Origin of the sequence: Rhodanobacter sp. B05 (assembly GCF_002001085.1) — a bacterium.
Lineage (GTDB): Bacteria > Pseudomonadota > Gammaproteobacteria > Xanthomonadales > Rhodanobacteraceae > Rhodanobacter.
Genome location: NZ_MUNU01000017.1, coordinates 258,497 through 276,756 on the forward strand (window position 1 = coordinate 258,497; position 18,260 = coordinate 276,756).

19 protein-coding genes and 1 pseudogene are annotated in these 18,260 nt (G+C 66.1%); 13 read left to right on the forward strand and 7 right to left on the reverse strand.

Annotated elements, in window-relative coordinates:
- Positions 1 to 12: 12 nt before the first annotated feature.
- The 3 genes from B0E47_RS12525 to B0E47_RS12535 all read left to right on the forward strand — a co-directional run bounded on the left by B0E47_RS12525 (position 13) and on the right by B0E47_RS12535 (position 4,097).
- Positions 13 to 2,208: a M3 family metallopeptidase gene (locus B0E47_RS12525; RefSeq protein WP_077514785.1), complete on the forward strand. Its 2,196-nt coding sequence runs from the start codon at positions 13 to 15 to the stop codon at positions 2,206 to 2,208.
- A 183-nt stretch (positions 2,209 to 2,391) separates the two neighbouring features.
- Positions 2,392 to 2,874, forward strand: coding sequence for a RidA family protein (locus B0E47_RS12530; protein ID WP_217318931.1), 483 nt, complete (start codon positions 2,392 to 2,394; stop codon positions 2,872 to 2,874).
- Between the two features lie 83 nt (positions 2,875 to 2,957).
- Positions 2,958 to 4,097, forward strand: a complete 1,140-nt coding sequence (locus B0E47_RS12535; RefSeq protein ID WP_077514588.1) for an acyltransferase — start codon at positions 2,958 to 2,960, stop codon at positions 4,095 to 4,097.
- 35 nt (positions 4,098 to 4,132) lie between these two features.
- Here B0E47_RS12535 and B0E47_RS12540 read toward each other — a convergent pair whose 3' ends face one another.
- Together B0E47_RS12540 and B0E47_RS12545 are read right to left on the reverse strand one after the other, a co-directional pair.
- Complete coding sequence (locus tag B0E47_RS12540) at positions 4,133 to 4,849, reverse strand: DUF1223 domain-containing protein (RefSeq protein ID WP_077514589.1); 717 nt, start codon at positions 4,847 to 4,849, stop codon at positions 4,133 to 4,135.
- A gap of 83 nt (positions 4,850 to 4,932) precedes the next feature.
- Positions 4,933 to 8,613, reverse strand: a complete 3,681-nt coding sequence (locus tag B0E47_RS12545) for a patatin-like phospholipase family protein (RefSeq protein WP_077514590.1) — start codon at positions 8,611 to 8,613, stop codon at positions 4,933 to 4,935.
- Between the two features lie 384 nt (positions 8,614 to 8,997).
- Here B0E47_RS12545 and B0E47_RS12550 point away from each other — a divergent pair, with 384 nt between their 5' ends.
- The 3 genes and pseudogenes from B0E47_RS12550 to B0E47_RS12560 all read left to right on the forward strand — a co-directional run bounded on the left by B0E47_RS12550 (position 8,998) and on the right by B0E47_RS12560 (position 11,718).
- Positions 8,998 to 9,510, forward strand: coding sequence for a hypothetical protein (locus B0E47_RS12550; RefSeq protein WP_139351455.1), 513 nt, complete (start codon positions 8,998 to 9,000; stop codon positions 9,508 to 9,510).
- Positions 9,511 to 9,629: 119 nt separating this feature from the next.
- Positions 9,630 to 9,781: pseudogene (locus tag B0E47_RS12555) on the forward strand (DUF3309 family protein).
- Between the two features lie 164 nt (positions 9,782 to 9,945).
- Positions 9,946 to 11,718, forward strand: a complete 1,773-nt coding sequence (locus tag B0E47_RS12560; protein ID WP_077514592.1) for a diguanylate cyclase — start codon at positions 9,946 to 9,948, stop codon at positions 11,716 to 11,718.
- 14 nt (positions 11,719 to 11,732) lie between these two features.
- Here B0E47_RS12560 and tsaA read toward each other — a convergent pair whose 3' ends face one another.
- Positions 11,733 to 12,266 (reverse strand): tRNA (N6-threonylcarbamoyladenosine(37)-N6)-methyltransferase TrmO, encoded by a 534-nt coding sequence (tsaA, locus tag B0E47_RS12565; RefSeq protein WP_077514593.1) that lies wholly within the window; start codon positions 12,264 to 12,266, stop codon positions 11,733 to 11,735.
- 66 nt (positions 12,267 to 12,332) lie between these two features.
- On the opposite strand from tsaA, the gene B0E47_RS12570 reads away from it, so the two are divergent.
- Genes B0E47_RS12570 through B0E47_RS12585 form a run of 4 tightly spaced genes read left to right on the forward strand, consistent with a single transcriptional unit; the run spans position 12,333 to position 14,991 of the window.
- Positions 12,333 to 12,707, forward strand: a complete 375-nt coding sequence (locus tag B0E47_RS12570; RefSeq protein ID WP_077514594.1) for a YciI family protein — start codon at positions 12,333 to 12,335, stop codon at positions 12,705 to 12,707.
- Positions 12,708 to 12,709: 2 nt separating this feature from the next.
- Positions 12,710 to 13,237 (forward strand): hypothetical protein, encoded by a 528-nt coding sequence (locus B0E47_RS12575; protein ID WP_077514595.1) that lies wholly within the window; start codon positions 12,710 to 12,712, stop codon positions 13,235 to 13,237.
- Between the two features lie 14 nt (positions 13,238 to 13,251).
- Positions 13,252 to 13,977: an HAD family hydrolase gene (locus tag B0E47_RS12580; RefSeq protein WP_077514596.1), complete on the forward strand. Its 726-nt coding sequence runs from the start codon at positions 13,252 to 13,254 to the stop codon at positions 13,975 to 13,977.
- 51 nt (positions 13,978 to 14,028) lie between these two features.
- The gene (locus tag B0E47_RS12585) at positions 14,029 to 14,991 is read left to right on the forward strand and encodes a quinone oxidoreductase (protein ID WP_077514597.1); all 963 of its coding nucleotides are present in this window, start codon (positions 14,029 to 14,031) and stop codon (positions 14,989 to 14,991) included.
- 39 nt (positions 14,992 to 15,030) lie between these two features.
- On the opposite strand, the gene B0E47_RS12590 is transcribed toward B0E47_RS12585, so the two are convergent.
- Positions 15,031 to 15,309, reverse strand: coding sequence for a hypothetical protein (locus tag B0E47_RS12590; protein WP_077514787.1), 279 nt, complete (start codon positions 15,307 to 15,309; stop codon positions 15,031 to 15,033).
- 64 nt (positions 15,310 to 15,373) lie between these two features.
- On the opposite strand from B0E47_RS12590, the gene B0E47_RS12595 reads away from it, so the two are divergent.
- Both B0E47_RS12595 and B0E47_RS12600 read left to right on the forward strand, forming a co-directional pair.
- Positions 15,374 to 15,832 (forward strand): putative toxin-antitoxin system toxin component, PIN family, encoded by a 459-nt coding sequence (locus B0E47_RS12595; RefSeq protein WP_077514598.1) that lies wholly within the window; start codon positions 15,374 to 15,376, stop codon positions 15,830 to 15,832.
- Between the two features lie 62 nt (positions 15,833 to 15,894).
- Positions 15,895 to 16,083: a CPXCG motif-containing cysteine-rich protein gene (locus B0E47_RS12600; RefSeq protein WP_077514599.1), complete on the forward strand. Its 189-nt coding sequence runs from the start codon at positions 15,895 to 15,897 to the stop codon at positions 16,081 to 16,083.
- On the opposite strand, the gene pncA is transcribed toward B0E47_RS12600, so the two are convergent.
- Together pncA and B0E47_RS16900 are read right to left on the reverse strand one after the other, a co-directional pair.
- Entirely contained in the window at positions 16,063 to 16,692 is a 630-nt protein-coding gene (gene pncA, locus B0E47_RS12605) for a bifunctional nicotinamidase/pyrazinamidase (protein WP_077514600.1), read from the reverse strand. The genes B0E47_RS12600 and pncA overlap by 21 nt on opposite strands.
- Positions 16,689 to 16,940, reverse strand: a complete 252-nt coding sequence (locus tag B0E47_RS16900) for a hypothetical protein (RefSeq protein WP_139351456.1) — start codon at positions 16,938 to 16,940, stop codon at positions 16,689 to 16,691. Before B0E47_RS16900 ends, pncA begins: the two co-directional genes overlap by 4 nt.
- A 69-nt stretch (positions 16,941 to 17,009) precedes the next feature.
- On the opposite strand from B0E47_RS16900, the gene B0E47_RS12610 reads away from it, so the two are divergent.
- Complete coding sequence (locus B0E47_RS12610; protein ID WP_077514601.1) at positions 17,010 to 17,399, forward strand: hypothetical protein; 390 nt, start codon at positions 17,010 to 17,012, stop codon at positions 17,397 to 17,399.
- 56 nt (positions 17,400 to 17,455) lie between these two features.
- On the opposite strand, the gene B0E47_RS12615 is transcribed toward B0E47_RS12610, so the two are convergent.
- The gene (locus B0E47_RS12615; RefSeq protein WP_077514602.1) at positions 17,456 to 18,244 is read right to left on the reverse strand and encodes a prolyl oligopeptidase family serine peptidase; all 789 of its coding nucleotides are present in this window, start codon (positions 18,242 to 18,244) and stop codon (positions 17,456 to 17,458) included.
- Positions 18,245 to 18,260 lie beyond the last annotated feature (16 nt).

An 18,260-nucleotide genomic window follows, 5' to 3' on the forward strand; every position in this document is an offset into this window, starting at 1 on the left:
GAGCTCATGTCGATGAAACCCTCCCTCTCCCTGGCGATGACCATCGCGCTTACCAGTTCCGTCGCGGCGTTCGCCGATACGGGTTCGGACAAGCGCGAGTCGACCCGCAGCCCCGAGCGGACCCAGGCAGCGGTCGCCAGCGCCAGCAGCAATCCGTTTTTCGCCGAAAGCACGCTGCCGCTGCATTACCCCGCCTTTGACAAGATCACGGATCGCGATTTCGCGCCGGGCTTCGATCGCGGCATGGCCGACCAGCTGCAGGAAGTCCACATCATCGCGCAGCGCGCGGAGGCGCCGACGTTCGGCAACACTATCATCGCGCTGGAGCAGTCCGGGCAGATCCTCAAACGCACCTCGACCGTGTTCTTCAGCCTGGTCGGCGTGGAAAACAACGATGCACGCAAGGCGATCCAGGCCGAATACGCGCCGAAGCTGTCGGCGCACCGCGATGCCATCATGCTGAACCCGGCGCTGTTCGCACGCATCCAGAAGCTGTACGACACGCGGGGAAGCCTGGGACTGGATGCCGAAAGCGTGCGCCTGATCGAGCGCTACCACACCGATTTCGTGCGCGCGGGCGCCAGGCTGTCCGATGCCGACAAGGCGCACCTGAAAGAAATCAACGGCGAGCTGGCGAAGCTGGGCACGAAGTTCAGCCAGAACGTGCTGGCCGAGGTAAACGACTCGGCCGTGGTGGTCGATACGAAGGGCGAACTGGCCGGCCTCACCGACGCGCAGATTGGCGCGGCTGCGGCCGCCGCCAAGGCGAAGGGACTGGACGGCAAATACGCGATCGCCCTGCTCAACACCACCGGCCAGCCGCCACTGGCGCAGCTGGAAAACCGTGCGTTGCGCGAGCGCCTTCAGAAGGCATCGGTCGCGCGCGGCAGTCGCGGCAACGCCTATGACAACACCGCGATCGTGTCGCAGGTGATGAAGCTGCGCGCGGAGAAGGCGAAGATGCTCGGTTATCCGACCTGGGCCGCCTACGTGCTGGCCGACGAAACCGCGAAGACGCCGCAGGCGGTCAACGCCATGCTCGGCAAGCTGGCGCCGCCGGCGGTGGCGAACGCGAGGCGCGAAGGCGCGGCGCTGCAAGCGATGATCGACCGGGAGCAGGCGGCCAGGGGCGAGCCGAGCTTCCAGCTCGCGCCGTGGGACTGGGCGTACTACACCGAAAAAGTGCGCGCTGACAAATACGACTTCGACGAGAGCCAGCTGAAGCCGTACCTCGAGATGAAGAACGTGCTGGAGAACGGCGTGTTCTTCGCCGCCGGCCAGCTCTACGGGCTCAGCTTCAAGCAGCGTACCGACCTGCCGGTGTACAACCCCGACGTGCTGGTCTACGACGTGCATGACGCCGACGGCAAGCAGCTGGCGATCTTCCTGGCCGACATGTACGCGCGCCCATCCAAGCGCGGCGGCGCGTGGATGAACTCCTACATCGACCAGTCCGCGCTGACCGGCAACCTGCCCATCGTGGCGAATCATCTCAACATCACCAGGCCGACCAGCGGCCCGACCCTGCTGAGCTGGGACGAGGTGACCACGATGTTCCATGAGTTCGGTCACGCGCTGCACGGCATGTTCTCGAACGTGAAGTACCCTTATTTCAGCGGCACCAGCGTGCCGCGCGACTTCGTCGAGTTCCCCTCGCAGGTGAACGAGATGTGGGCGGACTGGCCCAGCGTGCTGGCGAACTATGCGAAGCATTACCAGACCGGCGCGCCGATGCCGAAGGCACTGCTGGACAAGGTGCTGGCCAGCTCGAAGTTCAACCAGGGCTTCGCCACCACCGAGTACCTCGGCTCGGCGATGCTCGATCAGAGCTGGCACCAGATCGGCGCGGACCAGGTCCCCGCGGCCGACGGCGTGATGGCGTTCGAGGCGGCCGCGCTGAAGGCAAACGGTACCGACTACGCGCCGGTGCCGCCGCGCTATCGCACGCCGTACTTCAGTCACGTCATGGGCGGCTATGCGGCCGGCTACTACGCGTATATCTGGTCCGAAGTGCTGGATGCGAACACGGTGGAATGGATCAAGGCGCACGGCGGCCTGACCCGCGCCAACGGCGACCGCTTCCGCGCGACCCTGCTGTCGCGCGGCGGCAGTAAGGATGCGCTGCAGCTGTTTCGAGATTTCGCCGGCCACGAACCGCAGATCGAACCGCTGCTGAAGCGCCGCGGCCTGGATGGCAGCGTCGACTGATCGAAGTCGCCATTCGAGACCATGAAGCCCTTCGGGGCGATCCGGATGGCTTCATGCCGCAGGCATGATTGGTCTTCGTGCTTGCGGCAAGCGCGGAAAGCGGCCGTTGTCCGGCCGGGCGCTCGGATGTATAAGCCGAAGACCGCGCCCGACCGGGTGTGGCCTGCCGGGGAACCACTGCTCATGACGATCAATCGACCCTTATCGTTGGCTGCGCTGCTGATGAGCCTGCTTGTGCCGATGCTTGCCGGCGCCACCTCGCCGCGAGTCGCCGCGCATGCGGAGTTCTACCCGTCGCCCGATCCCGTGCTGAAGACGCTGCCGTTTTCCGAAGCGGTGCGCGCCGGCGATTTGCTGTTCGTCTCCGGCGAGATCGGCTCGCAGCCCGGCAAGATGGGCCTGGCGCCTGGCGGCATCACGGCCGAGGCGCGGCAGGCGATCGAGAACGTGCGCGGGATATTGCAGCGTCACGGCGCCACCCTGAGCGACGTGGTGGCGTGCACGGTATTCCTCGCCGACATGAAGGAGTGGCCAGCCTTCAACAACGTCTACAAGGAATACTTCAAGCCGCCGTTCCCCGCCCGCAGCGCGACCGGCGCCACGGGTCTTGCGCTGGGTGCGCGGGTCGAGTTGCAATGCACGGCCTATGTGCCGGGTACCAGGTAGACAAGGCCAGACGGTCGAAGTCCCGGGCGAGGCTTGCGCAATCAGTTTGTCGAACTCAACAACCTCGTAATGACAGGAGGTCCATGCATCGTCTCTCCGGTCTCGATCTGCTGCGCGCCATCGCCATCGTGTGGGTGATGCTGTTTCACTCCTTCATTGTCGGCGGTCTCGGCCCGCACTTCGCGTGGCTGTCGCGTTATGGCTGGGCCGGTGTGGACATCTTCTTCGTGCTCAGTGGCTTTCTGATCGGGTGTCAGGTGTTACGGCCACTGCAGCGCGGCGAAAGGTTTTCGTTTGCCGGCTTCTACGAACGCCGCGCATGGCGCATCCTGCCTGCGTTTGTGGTGGTGCTGGGGATTTATGTCCTGTTTCCGGTGCTGCGTGAGGCGTCCGGGTTGGCGCCATGGTGGCAGTTCGCGACCTTTACCCTGAACCTGCTGATCGACTATGGCCGTGATCAGACGTTTTCGCACGCATGGTCGCTGTGCGTGGAAGAGCATTTCTACTTGCTGCTTCCGCTATTGGCGTGGTGGCTGGTGCGCCGGCCATCGACGCTGAAGTTCGCTGCCATTTGTATCGGCGTGATCGCACTGGGCATCGTGTTGCGCAGTGGCGTCTGGCTGCATGACGCGGCGCTCAACCCGCCGCGCAACTGGTTCGTGGAGGACATCTACTATCCCACCTGGATGCGACTCGACGGATTGCTGATGGGCGTGATGCTGGCCGCTTTGCGGGTCTATCGAGCGCCGCTGTGGAAGCGCCTGCAACGGCGCGCCGGGATCGCGCTGATCGCTGGCCTCGCGGTTTCGGCACTGGCGTTGTGGCTGTTCCGCGATCGCACCGGCCTGCTGGCCAATGCGCTGGGTTGGCCCGTGCTCTCGTTCGGCTTTGCCCTGCTGGTGTTTGCCGGAGCGGATCGATCCAGCCTGATCGGTCGCCTCAGCGTGCCCGGCGCAGGCTGGCTGGCAGGCATTTCCTACAGTCTGTATCTCAGTCACAAGATTGCCTTCCATCTGGTGCAGGCGACGTTGGCTTCGACGTTGCACGGGCACGGGCTGCTGGCCTTCGCCATGTATGGGCTTGCCGCCTTGCTGTTGGGTTCTGCATTGCATTACCTGGTCGAAAGGCCATGCCTGAAATTGCGCGAGCGCAGGTCATGTCTTGCCAGTTCGGTTGCGGATACCGATGCCGACGATTCCCGAACCGTGCCGCAATCGGCGTGAAGTCCACCGGGTTTGGCATGGGTCGTCTTTGTTGCTCAACGCAGCGGTGATGCCTTGGCTGCTCCGAGAACCGGGCCGCCGTTCTCGACCTGCACCAGCGCGGCGGTGACCAGGCCATCGTGTGACGATGGCGGCACGAGATACGAATGCGGGCTGCCATCCCAGCTGCCGAGATGGATCAGTTCACGCACCACGTTGCGCTGCGGCAGCGTGCGCCCGCGGTTTTCGCCGGCACCGATCGGGACTTCCAGCGTGCGTGGGTCGTAGCGCACCAGCCACACGTCGCAGCGGGAACCGGGTTGGCCCGCGCCCACGCTGAGTTGGTCATTGCGCCACGATACGGACGGGCCCTGCGCCCTGGCTTGGGCGATCGCCTGGTCCAGTCTTGCGCGATCGACGCCCACCAGATCGGTTTGGCCGTCTATATAGACTTGCGGTGTCCACACCTGGTTGCGCCCGTGATGCCGGGCATAGGCCCATTGGCGATCGGTATAGGCGGCGCTGGCGAAGGTGTCCTTCCAGCCGAGGTTGTCCCAGTAGGTCACGCTCCAGTTCAAGGCAAGGATGTCTGGCTGGCCTGCGATCGCGTTGAGGTTGGCTTCGGCCGGAGGGCACGACGAACAGCCCTGGCTCTGGAACAGTTCCACCACTACCAAGGACGGTGCGGTTGCCGCGGGCTGTTCCGCATGGACGATGCCGCTTGAGCCCAGCAGCGCCAGCATGCCGAACAGCGAGGAAAGACGTTTGATCATGCTGCACACTCCAGTCGACATGCAGGGGACGGGGGCGACCGATACGTGTCGCATGGAAAGATTTCGCTGAGGCGCGCGCAGGGTTACCTCACCGGGGCGGGTATCCAGAATTCGATCACCTTGGGGTCGCCGTGCAGGCGCGTCGGCAGCGGTAGCGGGGTCGGTGCCGCCTGGAGGAAACCGGGCTGGCTGCCGAGCCAGCCCGCCAACGCGCTGGCACACACCTGGGCCTGGTCGTTGGACGCGTTGTACAGCAGCACCGGGCGGGACCAACTCGCCGGCTGCCTGTGTCGGGCTCTCAGGGCGGTATTGGTCACGTTCTCGATACCGGGCGTGCTCAGTCCGAACGCGCCGAACTGACTCATCAGATGACTGGCCATGGCGCGCTGGCTCTCGTCGTAAATCTGGATGTAGACCACGAATGGCCCGGGCGTCGCGCTCGCCGCGGCGCCGCAGGCCTGGCTGACGTCGGTGCCGGCGAATGCAGTGCCCGTTCCTGCCGAGGGCGCCGCTTCCTCGACGGCAGCGTTGACGGGGCGGACCGCTCGAATGGCGGGGTTGGGTGAGGGGAGTGCCCCGGATGGTGGCGGTCGAGGTGGGGCGGAAACGTTGGCGGTCCCTCCTGCCGATGACGCAGAGGCCTTGGCCGCTGCGCCGCCAGGATGGCCCGCATGAACGGTCGGGTTGGGTGGCCCGAGTGCCTCGGGCGGTGGCGGCGGAGGTGGTGGCGGAGCGGCGGCCACGGCGGGCGAAGTGGCGACAGCCTCGGGTGAATTCGGCGTCAGGGCGCTGCGCGCCACCTGAGTGGACCCGCCGGATTGCAGGCTGCCGAACCATGCGCCCAGCGGCAGCAGCGGCTGCGGCGTGGCGCTGGCGTAGCCGAGCATGGATCGCCGCCAGTTCGACGGCTCAGTGGCCGCCGCGCGCAGGGCCGCATAGTCCAGCAGGCAACGCTGATCGAGCGGATTGTCGGAAGCGAGCAGACCACAGGAATGATTCAACTGGTCGGCTAGCCGGTTCATGATGCGCGGCATGCCGCCGGCCTTGCCGGATTGCTCGAATTTCTGCATCAAGGCATACAGCCTGGCGTGCATCTTCGTGTCGTAGGCCAGGTTCGCCTCCAGATCGGTCTGGATCGCATCGGCCTCGCTCTGCTGGGTCTGCGCGCCCTGCTGTTCGGTGCGGACCTCCTGCTGGTGCGTATTCCAGGATTGCCAGCCCGTCACCGCGACGGTGGCGATGGCGCCCAGGCTCAGCGAGGCACCGATGGTTGCCCCGATGCGCTGGCGCCGGGTCTGCGCCGCCTTCTGCTCTTCGCCGGAGACCACACTGACGCGGGCGACCGCGCCTTCCGCGGCCAGCGACGGCAGCAGGTCGAGCAAGCCCGCGTTGAGCGGTGTGCCCAGAGTTTCGCCGAGCTGGCAGTAGCTTTCCCATTGCGACTCGTTGAAGAACTGTTCGGCCGTACTCTGCTGCGGGAAATCGCGATGGCCGTCGGCATAGCCGGCGACATCCAGCGGCAGCTCGCACACCAGTCGTGGCTTGACCACCAGCAGGCAACCGTTGGCGCCGCTCGGATACCTGATCCTGGCCAGCAGCAGGTGCTGGCTGCCCGGATCGGGCGTGATGCTGTCCGGTGTGCCGAAGCGCGCGCACAGGGCGGCGCCGGCGCTGACCGGCAGGCTCGCCGGATCGATGAAGTCGATCGCGATGTCCATGTCGATGCGTGCCTTGCGCGTCAGGTTCTCCATGTCGGCGAATACGTAGCTGGGATCCGCGCCGCAGTCGGCCAGCACGATCAGGCTCAGCTCGCGCTTGAGCAGGCTGTAGACGCCGGTGTTGTCGAAGTGGCCGCCGTCGGAGAGGTACCACACCGGATTCTGCAGGCCCGGAAAGCGCGCCAGCATTTCCTGCAGCGCCGCGCGCGTCTTGCCCAGGTGCGACCATGACCAGCTCCTGCGACCGAGCTGGTTGGCCCACCAATAACCGAGCCGCAGCCCGCTCAGGAAAAACAGCGCGGCGGTGCCGGTGCGGGTCAGCGAGCCCATGCCCGAACCGGCGGCGGCGCCCGAGATCGCGATCCACTCGGCCAGGCTGGTGTGGCCGATCGAGCTGGCCGTTTGCGCGTGCGGCCGGGCCGGTCGGGTGCCGGTCTCCAGGCCGAGTGCACTGATGCTGAGATAGACGCCCTTGCGGTCGGCGTTGTAGGTGTCGGTGCGGTCGTCGATGGTCTGGTTGATGCAGCAATTGATCAGGTGGATCGGGCCGCCGTGCGCGTGCGGAACGTAGGCGGGCAGGCCGACGTCGTCGCCGTCGAGCAGGTCGGTCAGTTTCTTCACCGTGGCCGCATTGCCGGGAGTCTTGTCGGACAGCGGCGACACCGGAAAGCGGACCGCCTCGTGCGCGGCCCGATGGTCGTGACTGTTGCCCACCGCGACATAGGTGCGTGCGATGCGCGAGCGATAGAACGCATGCAGCGACGAGCGGTTGATCTGCTGCAGGTTGCGACCGGTCAGGGCGATGTAAGCCAGGCAGGGAACGAAGACCGTCAACCAGCGCAGCCATGCCTCGCTGGCCGGTGTCCGCGGAAGCGCCGGAAACCAGCTGACCAGCCAGTGCATCCATGTTTCGGCGGCCGAAACGCGCGCCATGAACACGAAATACTGCAGGGCACTCAGCCAGAACAGCGCCAGCAGTGCGATCAGCAGCAGTCCGCACAGATTGGCCAGCAGCGCCAGCGGCAACTGCGCCACACCTTTCTTGTTGGCCTGCGATTGCAGCATGGGCAGGGTGAAGCGGGCGACTGCCACCAGCATCGCCGTCAGTCCGGCAGTGGTCAGCACCGATCCGTGTGGTGAGCCGTTGCCGACCTGATCGGCGAGATACCAGCTGAGCAGGTCGGCCGCGCCGAGCGCGAGCAACAACAACACGTACTTCAGCGCCGTGCTGAGGCCGACGGTATAACGCACCCGATCCTGCGCGGGGCTTGCGCGCCGGCGCAGCATCCACAATCTCGCCAACGGTACCGCCAGCAGGATCACGCCGATCACCAGCAGCGCGGTTCGGCCATGCCGCATGTCGGCGGGCATCGTGATGTGTCGCCACAGCAGGTACACCGCGATGAGCGCGGTGCTGATGCAGGTGACGAGATCGTTGAAGACCGTGCCGTCCTGCGGATCGCGTGACCACCAGTAGGTGAAGGCCATGAACACGGCCAGCCAGACCGGAAGCAGGGTCGCCAGCCACCAGAAGCTGCCGGCGTCGCCGCCATAGCCCAGCAGATGCGGCAGCACGATCAGGCACGCGAGCAGCGCCGCCAGCGTGGTCACCTCGAACTGGGTGGCGATGAAACCACGCAACTGGCCGGCCCAGGTCTGCAGCAGGTCGCGGGCGCCGGCCGGCACCAGGTAGCGGCCATTGCTGCGCAGCCACCACAGCAGCAGCGACTGGTCGTCGGCCAGCCCCTGTTCGACCTGCTCCGGCTTCACCTTGGCGCTGAACAGGCGGCCGAACGCGGCGCCTGCATAGCCGCCGCCGGACACCGTCGACAGATAGTCGAAGCGGCGCAGCACACCGTTTTTCGCCAGCGCCCGCAACAGCCCGATGCAGAACGTGGCGCTGCGCACGCCGCCGCCGGACAGCGCCAACCCGATCGTGGGCTGATTCCAGTCGATTTCGTTGAGGCGCCGCCGATCCGCCAGCGCCTCCTGCTCCTGCGGCGGAATCGGATGAGCCGGGCCTTGCGTATGCGTTACCTGAGCCATGAGCAGCCTCCCCATTGCGGGTGCCTAGGAGCCTGTCGGACTTTGATTGGCCGGTCTGCGAATCCGGCTGTGCGGCCCATATTTCCGCCATTTCTTGCCCCATAGAACCACTATGGGGCGGCGAATTGTCGTTGTCTGTCCTCACACAGCCGAATTCTCGCCTCGACCATCAAAGCCCGACAGGCTCCTAGCGGACAGGAATACAGCGGGGGTCTTATGCGCCGGTTGTCGCGCCGCGACAAGTGCCGCCGTGGAGGTCCTGGCGCGGCCGGCGATTGGCGATACGATGCAACGGCCAGGGCGATCGGCGGATATCCGTCGTGAACGGCTCCCCGGCTTGGCGCACGCTGCGACAGCAGCGAAGCAACTCCACGGAAACCAGCCATGAGACGATCGCCCGCCCGCGTGAAAACTCTTCCGTTCCTGCTCCTGCTTGTGCTCCTGCCATCGGCCGCACCCGCGGCGCCCGCAGCCGGCGCCAACCTGTGTCATGCGCCGGAAAACGACTATTTCAGCTGCGCCACCGGGCGACGCGCGGGCGTCAGCCTGTGCGGCAGCCTGCCGGCCAGCCTGCAATATCGCTACGGCACCCGAACGCGGTTGCAGTTGCAGTTTCCGGATCAGGCAACGCAGGGTGCGCGGGAACTGCGCTTTGCGCATTACAGCCGTTTCCAGGTGGATCGCGCGGAAGTCAGCTTCACTCGCGCTGGGGTCGATTACACCGTATTCGACTACACCGAAAACGATCACCGCCGCGCCGGAGTGAATGTCATCGCGTCCGATGGTGTCGAGCACCTCGTGCGGTGTATCGGTGCGATCCACGGCGCGCTGGCGCCGTTGGGGAAGGACCTGCCCTGCGACACCGACAGCGCGCTCAATGGCGGTCGATGTCCTTGAGCATCATTCCACCTGCGTGAAATGCACGCCGCGTCCTCGGTCACGCGCCGCCGACAGGCGGGGCGGGCAGGATGCGGGCATCGTCCCTGACCGGGCGACCACCCGGAGGACGATCCATGTTGATGACCATCCTGATTATCGTGCTGATCCTGGCCCTCGTCGGCGGCCTGCCCAAGTGGGGCTATTCGCGCTCCCGGGGCTACGGCCCAGCAGTGTGCTCGGTACCATCGTGATCATCCTGCTGGTCTTGTGGCTGCTTGACCGGCTGTGATCGCCTGAACGGTGAAACCGTCTGCCGCGTCGGGCGCGCATGTGCCCGCATGGCGGCTGTCGTGGCGGTTGCATGGCGACCCGATCATGCGGGTACCTGGTTCACAGACCGCCTGCTACGGTATCGGCATCATGTAGTGATCCACGACTTGTGTGCTGCGCCGTATGCCTGCTGCCGCCATTCCCGCTGACGAAGACCTGCGCCTGGCCACCTTGCATGCGCTGGCCGTGCTGGATACCGGCGTCGAGCCGCTGTTCGATGCGCTGACCAAGGCGGCGGCCGCGGTGACCGGCCGGCCGATCGCGCTGATCAGCCTGATCGACGCCGACCGGCAATGGTTCAAGTCGAATGTCGGCTTGCCTGAAATCAGCGAGACTCCGCGTGAGAGCTCCTTCTGCGCGCATGCCATCCTGGGCTCCGGGTTGCTGGAGGTGGCCGATGCGCAGCACGATCCGCGCTTCGCCGACAATCCGCTGGTCACCGGCGCACCGGATATCCGCTTCTACGCCGGCGCGCCGATCACGCTCCACGACGGCATGCGCATGGGTACGTTGTGCGTGATCGATCGCGAGCCGGGCGCGCTGGATGATCGACAGCGACGAGTGCTCAAGCAGCTGGCGCGAGCCGCCGGCGAGGCACTGGAGCTGCGCCGCTATGCCATCAGCGAGCACACCGCCCAGCAGCACGAATCGGCAGCCTTGCGCCAGCAGGTGGAAACCGCCAGGGACTTGCAGCAGAAGCTGCACGCCAGCGAGATGCTGCTGGAACGTACCGGCCGACTGGCCGGGGTGGGTGGATGGGAGCTGGACCTGCGCACCGACCAGCTCACGTGGTCCGACCAGACCTGCCGTGTCCACGATGTCGCTGTCGGCTTCCGGCCCACGATGCAGGAGGCACTGGACTTCTACGAACCGGATGCCAGGCCGGTGATCCGCGCCGCGATGGAAAAGGCGCTGGCGACCGGCGAGGGCTGGGATCTGCAATTGCGCCTGGTCACGGCCAAGGGTCGAAAAATTCACGTGCGCACGATCGGCAAGGTGGAATATGACGAGGAAGGGCGCGCCTGCCGCGTCGCCGGAGCCTTGCAGGATGTCACCTTGCGCGCGCGCGTGGTGGCCGCCCTGGAAGCCAGCGACCGACGCTATCGCAAGCTGTTCCAGTACAGCCTCGGGCTGATCTGCACGCATGATCATGAAGGCGTGCTGCTGTCGGTCAACCCGGCGGCGGCCAGGTCGCTGGGTTATTCGATCGGCGAGATGATCGGCCGTCCGTTGACCGATTTCATGCGGCCCGAGTTGCATCCGCGCTTCCGCGAATACCTGCTGCGGGTCATGCGCAGGGACAGCGATGCCGGCATCCTCGAGCTGATCGCCAAGGACGGCAGTCGGCACACCTGGCAATATCACAACGTGCTGGATGACGACGCTGACGATCCTTATGTGCTGGGCCACGCGCAGGATGTCACCGAGCGCTTCCTGCAGGAGCGCAAGTTGCGCGAATGGTCGATTCACGACCCGCTGACCGGATGCTTCAACCGGCGTTACCTGGCCGAGCTGACGACGGTCGACAATGCCGAGCGCTGGGGTTGCATCGTGTTCGATCTCGACCACTTCAAGCACGTCAACGACACCCATGGTCACCAGCGTGGCGACGAGGTGTTGATCGGCATGGCCCGTTTCCTGACCGGCCATGTGCGGCCGCAGGATGCGGTGATTCGCTTGGGCGGAGACGAGTTCCTGGTGCTGCTGCGCGAGGCCGAAGGAGGTCTGACCGATAGCGTGGTCGGCCGTCTCGATGCGGATCGCGCGGCGGCGCCGATCGGGTTCACCATGGGCTCGATCACGGTGGAGCCCGGTGCCTCACTGGAGGCCGGGCTGGTCGAGGCCGATCGACGCCTGTACAAGGCGCGCGAGGGACGGCCGCCGCGACAGCGGTGAACCCGATCACTTCGTCAACGGCGCGGCTTGCGCGGTCCGGGCGCGGAGTGCCGGCCCTGGCTGGCGTCGATCGCGTCGATCCAGCCGGCGCGCGCGTCGGGAAACGCATCGGCATAGGGCACGTACGGCTTGATGTCGAGGATCGGCGTGCCGTCGAGCAGATCGACGCCGCGCACCTGCAACAAGCCTTCGCCGACCGCGACCAGCTCGACCGCCGACAGGCCGATCGCGTTCGGCCGGTGCGGCGAGCGCGTCGCCAGCACGCTGCGCTTGCCGCCGCCGCGCGGCGGCCGCACCTCGGCCTTCCAGCCTTCGCTGCGATGGAACGCGAAAATCAGCCAGATCCGCTCGAAGCCGGCGAGGTCGCGGTACGCCATCGCGGGGAAGTCCGCGACGAATTCGATGCTCGCCTCGACCGCCGCCTGCGTCTCGGTACCGGCCACCACGGTGGGCTGGTGCGGCGCGTCGATCCGCCGCGCATACGGCGAACGCACGAACGCGATTGGCGCGCAGGTCAGGGTGCTGGAGGTATCGTGGACGATGCTCATTGCGGCATTATCCACCCTCGCCCCTGCCTCCCATGATTCCGTGGAACCTTCCCCGCCGAGGACGCCATGAAATATCTCGTGATGATCTACTGCGACGACGCCTTGCTGGACGCGCTGCCCGAGGGCGAGTTCGACACCTTGATGCACGGCTGCTTCGTCAAGGCCGACGCCCTGCGCGCGAAGGGACAACTGCAGGACTCGCAGCAGCTGGAAGGGCCTGCCACCGCGCGTACCGTGCGTGTGCGCGAAGGGCGCACCAGCGTGGTCGACGGGCCGTACGCCGAGACCAAGGAATACCTCGGCGGTTTCAACCTGATCGAGGCGGCCGACATGGACGAGGCGGTGCTCATCGCCTCGAACTTCCCGTGGGCACGCACCGGTGCGATCGAGATCCGCCCGGTGCGCGACATCAAGCTGGTCCGTCAGCGCGTAGGCGCCTGAACATGCGCGACGACGATGATTTCGAGGACGACCGCGATTTCGACGACGAGGACGACTCGGTCGACGCGAAGGTGTGGCAGCTGCTGCTGCTGGTCAATCCGGGCGACGAGGAAACCGCGCTGCTGCAGTTCAGCGACTATCGCGAAGCCGTCGCCGATCTCGACCCGGACGAGGTCGAGCCGATCGACGTGATCGGGCGGGTGATCGACTGGCGCTCCGGCTTCATCATCGGTGTGCAGGATCTGCGCTCGCTGGTGCAGGCGGTGAACGAATTGTCCTCGCGCTGGAACCTGTCGATCGACTGGAACGGCGACCCCGACGACGACGAGTTCTACGACGACATGGATGCGGCCGAATTGTTCTCCATCGCGTACGACCGCCTGGCCGAGTTCGGCTACACGCTGTGGTCGTGGGAAACCGATGGCGACACCGTTGCCGGTTGTATCACGCTGACCCGCGACAACGAACCGATGCGCGAACTGGCTACGGTGCTGGGCATCAACCTGCGGCTGGGCCGGGACGTCGGCTGAGCAGGGGACACGGCATGCTGCAACTGATCGGTTTCGACGGCGACGACACGCTGTGGCACAGCGAAGGCTATTACCGCGAGGCGAATGAGCTCTTCGCGCAGATCATCGGGCGCTACGTCGACCTTGCCGACCAGCGCGTGCACGACACGATGCTGGCCACCGAGCAGCGCAACCTCGCGTTGTTCGGCTACGGCGCCAAGGGCATGGCGCTGTCGATGGTGGAAACCGCCATCGCGATCAGCGCCGGCCGGATCAGCGCGGCCGACATCCATCGCCTGATCGAATTGGGCAAGAGCGTGCTGCAGCATCCGGTGGAACTGCTGCCGGGCATGCGCGAGGCGGTCGCGGCGGTGGCGCAACACTACGACGTGGTGCTGATCACCAAGGGTGACCTGTTCCACCAGGAAAAGAAGGTGGCGCAGTCGGGCCTGGCCGACCTGTTCCGCCGCATCGAGATCGTCTCGGAGAAGAATGCCGCCACCTATCTGCGTGTGCTGGCCGAGTTCGACCTGCAACCGGCGCAGTTCGCGATGGTCGGCAACTCGCTGCGCTCGGATATCGAGCCGGTGGTGCGCCTGGGCGGCTGGGGCGTGCACATGCCGTATCACGTGACCTGGGCGCACGAGCTGGAGCACGAACTGGGCGATGACGAGCTGCACGTGATCACGGTGAACGCGCCGTCGGCGATTCCGGTGGCGGTGGCGCAGTTGAATGAGCGGGCGGCTGCCAGCACAGGCTAGAGATAACCAGGTCGGTCCTCACTGCACTCAAACGATACGGAGCACCACGCCATGCACGCCCTGCTGTTCGATGAATTTGGTGGTCCCGAGGTCCTGCATTGGGGCGAGCGGCCCGATCCGCTGCCGGCCGCCGGCCAGGCGCTGGTGCGCATGCGCAGCGTCGGGCTGAATTTTGCGGACGTCTATCGGCGCAATGGCAACTATCACCTCAGCGGCACGGCACCGTGGATCCTCGGTTACGAGGGCGCCGGTGTGATCGAGACAGCGGCGGTGGGCGATACGTCGTTTCCGGTCGGTACGCGGGTCGGCTTTGCCGACATGGCGCAGGCGAACGCCGAGCTGGTCGCCGTGGATATCGACAAACTGATTCCCTTGCCGGACGACATCACGTTCGACACCGCCGCGGCGACGCTGTTGCAGGGGCTGACCGCGCAGTACCTGGTGACCGACAGCTATCGGGTAGGCCACGGTGATGTGGCGGTGGTGCATGCCACCGCCGGTGGCGTGGGTCAGCTGCTGGTGCAGATGCTGAAGGCGCTGGGCGCGACGGTGCTGGGTGTGGCGTCCAGCGCCACGAAACGCGCGGCGGTGCTGGCGGCCGGTGCGGATGCCGCATGCGGCTACGGCGATCTACTGGCGCAGGTGAAGCAGCTGAGCGCCGGTCGCGGCGCCGACGTGGTCTACGACTCGGTCGGCCGCACGCTGGGCGACAGTCTCGCCGCGGCGCGCATCGGCGGCACGGTGGTGTTCTACGGCATGGCCGCAGGCGATCCCGATCCGGTCGATCCGCGCCTGCTGATGGATCGCTCGCTGACCTTGACCGGCGGCGACCTGTGGAACGTGCTGACCAGTGCGCCGATCCGGCGCGAACGCGCGGCCGCTTTGTTTGCGCAGATCCGCGCCGGTCAGCTGCAGCCGAACATCGCCGCCCGCTTTGCGCTCAGCGACGGCGCGAAGGCGCATGCGTATCTGGAAAGCCGCGAGGCGATCGGCAAGGTGTTGCTGACGCTGTGAGATGTCGTCGCGCGTGCGGCATGCGCGCCGGACGCAAGCTCATTCCGCCGCGTCGGTCGGCTTGTCGTCGTCGAAGCCGGTATAGCCTTCGGGGAAGATCGGCGTGCCGTCGGCTTCCAGTCCGCTCATGTCGGCCAGTGCCTTGGCGGCGGCGGTTTCGGCCACGGTCTTGTCGCGGAAGCTGCGGTTTTCGCAGATCGCGTAATACGCGGGAAAGCCATGGCCGCGAGGAGTGATCGCCAGCCACGCGGAATAGCGCGAGCCTTCCAGCGTGGCGCCGGAGCGGGCAAGGTAGTCGTCGAACTCGCGCTCGGCCATGGTCGGCATCCCGGTCGGAAAGCGTGCAGTGTATCGCGTGGCCCGCATGCCCCATCATGTATCGATGACTGCGGACTTACCGAACCTGCCGCGCGTGGTGCTGGACACCAACGTGTGCCTGGACATCTTCCTGTTCCACGATGCGCAATCCGCCGCGCTGCACGTGGCGATGCGCGAAGGCCGGGTGCAGGCGGTGACGCGAGCCGATTGCCGCGCCGAATGGCTGCGTGTGCTGCGCTACCCGCAGGTGCCGGTGAGCACCGAGGCGCGTCCGGGCATCGAGGCAGCCTTCGATGCGCTGGTGCACTGTCTGCCCGGTGAACTGGCCACGCCTGCGCCCGACGTGCGGCTGCCGCGCTGCGCCGATCCGGACGACCAGATGTTCCTGGAGCTGGCGCAGGCGGCGGGCGTGCGCTGGCTGGTCAGCAAGGACAACGAACTGCTGAGGCTGGCGCCGCGCTGTGCTCGCGAGGGGCTGTTCTGGATCGGCTTGCCGCAGGCCTGGTCGTTGCGTCGGGGTTGAGCGACAGGTCGCCCGGACCGTGCAGCTGCGGTACTTTGGCGTCTCCTGACCGGGACTCCGCCATGCTCACGCCCAGCCTCATCGACTGTCCCTATTGCGGCGAAACGATCGAGATCCTGGTCGACGCGTCGATCCCCAGCCAGCAGTACATCGAGGACTGCCAGGTGTGCTGTCGCCCGATCACGCTGCGCATCAGCGCGGAAGAAGACGGCTCGGTGCAGGTGCTCGCCTCAGGCGAGAACGATGCCTGAGGCTTGCATCGCCTCGCGCGTGGCGGCATCGCTGGCTGGTGTGACCGGGCGGGTGAGATCCCACAGCATGCTGGCACGAAAGCCCAGCGTCACGGCGTCCTGCGCCGTCCACAGCACGCACACGTCGCGTGCCAGGCCGCACACGACGACCTCATCCACGCCGCGCTCGCGCAGCCAGCCGGCCAGCCCCGTGCTGGGGCGGCCGCCATCCGGTCCGTGGTTCTCCCGGAAGCCGCTATAGGAATCCACCGCGGGATCGCTGCCCTTGCGGATCACCGCGTCCACGGCGGACCAGTCGATCGCCGGGTGCAGTTCCGCGCCAGCCGTGCCTTGCATGCAATGGTCCGGCCACAGTGTTTGCGGCTGACCGTAAAGGTCGATCTGCTCGAACGGTGCGCGTCCCGGATGCGAGCTGGCGAACGAGACATGTGCGCGCGGATGCCAGTCCTGGGTCGCCACCACATGGCCGAAACGGCGCTGGCGCAACAGCTGGTCGATGCCTTCGACGATCGTGTCACCCTCGTGGCAGGCCAGCGTGCCGCCGGGCATGAAGTCCGGCTGGACATCGACCAGGATCAACGCGGTGGTGGCGGGGGCGAGGGGATTCATGCACGGCATTCGGATCGGATGATGCGATGCAGTTTAGTGGGCCGCTCGTTACGGCGCATAATGGTTGTCGTCGTGTCACGGTTCGGGGCCTGTGAAGAAAACCACTTCCTGTGGTTTTCTTCGGTCGCGAGTCCGGCGCATGTATGCATGCCATCCTTGGCATGCACCTTGCGGGCCAGCCTACGGCTGTTCAAATCCGCTTCCAGCGGATTTGTCCGGACTCGCTCACGCGGATCAATCATTTGCATGATTGATCCGCGACCGGCCATCCGTGGCCGGCTTCGAGTTTGAAAAATCACAAACTCTCAGGGGGCGAAATGCACTACGACCAGACTTGGATGGGCAGCGGCATCGTCGGCGGCATCGAGGCGGGCCTCATTTCGCTGCTGGTGGCACTGCTGCTGTTCCTGCTGCTGCACTGGCTGGGGCGACGTCATGGCTGGTGTCACGCACGCAAGATCGGCTGGACGTTCCTGCTGGCCAGCATCCTGACCGTCAGCGGCGACCTGTGGGACCTGTTCTACCTCAACTACAGCAACCTGCAGTCGCGGCCGCTGCTCACTGCCGTACTGGCCGGGATGCACGACCCGGAACATCTGGGCATGCGCGTGTTGTGCGAGCTGCTCGGGGTTTCGCTGGGGGTCTATCTTGGTTGGGTGCTGAGCGGTGGTTATCGCACGCATGATGTTCCCGCCGGGCACGACTAGGCTGTCGCTCGGGACGAATCCGCCGGTGGTCCGCATCGCACCGTGTCATGTGGCGCTCACGGAGCGCGCCTTGGCAAGTGATGCGCGAACATCCACGGCCACAGTTCCTGCGTGGCGTAGGCCATCGGCCATGCGCCGTGGCCGACGCCGGGGAATTCGGTGTAACGCACCTCGTCGCCGCGCGCGAGCAGGGCGGCGTGCATGCGATGGGATTCGGCCGGCGGTACCACGTCGTCGATGGCGCCGTTGAAGATCCAGGTCGGCAACTTGCCGATATGCGCAGCGACCCAGGCGTAGGGGTCGGCCACATCGACCGGAATGCCTTCCACATACAACCGGTCGTCGTCGTTGGGATGATGGATGCCGCCGCAGATGATCGCGGCTGCCGCGAACATGCCTGGGTGATTCAGCGCGATCTGCCACGCGCCGTAACCGCCCATCGACAGGCCGGTGAGATAGAGCCGCTGGCGGTCGCCGTGCCAGTGCTCGACGCTGTCGTTCAGCGCCTGCAGTGCCATCTGTTCGGTTGCGCCCTCCCATGCGGTGTCCGGCGGCGCCTGCGGCATCACCACTACGGCGGCAAAGTCCTCGCCGTGCTGCTTCAACCAGGGCGGCAGGCCCTGGCTCAGCTGGGCCTGGTTGTCGCTGCCGCGCTCGCCGCTGCCGTGCAGGAACAGCACCACCGGCCACGTCTGTCCGGACGTCCAGCCGGCTGGCACGAAGACCTGGTAGCGATAGGTTTCGCCATGCAGCTGCAGCGAGCGCGACACGAAATGCGCCGGTTCGGCGGCATGGCTGACGGCGCAGGCGGCCAGCAGGCCCAGGAGCATCAGCAGCTTTCGCATGGAGGCGTGTTCCGGC

Coding starts and splice junctions, on each gene's coding strand:
- B0E47_RS12525 (WP_077514785.1), top strand. CDS start 13: ATGAAACCCTCCCTCTCCCTGGCGATGACCATCGCGCTTACCAGTTCC.
- B0E47_RS12530 (WP_217318931.1), top strand. CDS start 2,392: ATGACGATCAATCGACCCTTATCGTTGGCTGCGCTGCTGATGAGCCTG.
- B0E47_RS12535 (WP_077514588.1), top strand. CDS start 2,958: ATGCATCGTCTCTCCGGTCTCGATCTGCTGCGCGCCATCGCCATCGTG.
- B0E47_RS12540 (WP_077514589.1), bottom strand. CDS start 4,849: ATGATCAAACGTCTTTCCTCGCTGTTCGGCATGCTGGCGCTGCTGGGC.
- B0E47_RS12545 (WP_077514590.1), bottom strand. CDS start 8,613: ATGGCTCAGGTAACGCATACGCAAGGCCCGGCTCATCCGATTCCGCCG.
- B0E47_RS12550 (WP_139351455.1), top strand. CDS start 8,998: ATGAGACGATCGCCCGCCCGCGTGAAAACTCTTCCGTTCCTGCTCCTG.
- B0E47_RS12560 (WP_077514592.1), top strand. CDS start 9,946: ATGCCTGCTGCCGCCATTCCCGCTGACGAAGACCTGCGCCTGGCCACC.
- tsaA (WP_077514593.1), bottom strand. CDS start 12,266: ATGAGCATCGTCCACGATACCTCCAGCACCCTGACCTGCGCGCCAATC.
- B0E47_RS12570 (WP_077514594.1), top strand. CDS start 12,333: ATGAAATATCTCGTGATGATCTACTGCGACGACGCCTTGCTGGACGCG.
- B0E47_RS12575 (WP_077514595.1), top strand. CDS start 12,710: ATGCGCGACGACGATGATTTCGAGGACGACCGCGATTTCGACGACGAG.
- B0E47_RS12580 (WP_077514596.1), top strand. CDS start 13,252: ATGCTGCAACTGATCGGTTTCGACGGCGACGACACGCTGTGGCACAGC.
- B0E47_RS12585 (WP_077514597.1), top strand. CDS start 14,029: ATGCACGCCCTGCTGTTCGATGAATTTGGTGGTCCCGAGGTCCTGCAT.
- B0E47_RS12590 (WP_077514787.1), bottom strand. CDS start 15,309: ATGGCCGAGCGCGAGTTCGACGACTACCTTGCCCGCTCCGGCGCCACG.
- B0E47_RS12595 (WP_077514598.1), top strand. CDS start 15,374: ATGACTGCGGACTTACCGAACCTGCCGCGCGTGGTGCTGGACACCAAC.
- B0E47_RS12600 (WP_077514599.1), top strand. CDS start 15,895: ATGCTCACGCCCAGCCTCATCGACTGTCCCTATTGCGGCGAAACGATC.
- pncA (WP_077514600.1), bottom strand. CDS start 16,692: ATGAATCCCCTCGCCCCCGCCACCACCGCGTTGATCCTGGTCGATGTC.
- B0E47_RS16900 (WP_139351456.1), bottom strand. CDS start 16,940: ATGCAAATGATTGATCCGCGTGAGCGAGTCCGGACAAATCCGCTGGAA.
- B0E47_RS12610 (WP_077514601.1), top strand. CDS start 17,010: ATGCACTACGACCAGACTTGGATGGGCAGCGGCATCGTCGGCGGCATC.
- B0E47_RS12615 (WP_077514602.1), bottom strand. CDS start 18,244: ATGCGAAAGCTGCTGATGCTCCTGGGCCTGCTGGCCGCCTGCGCCGTC.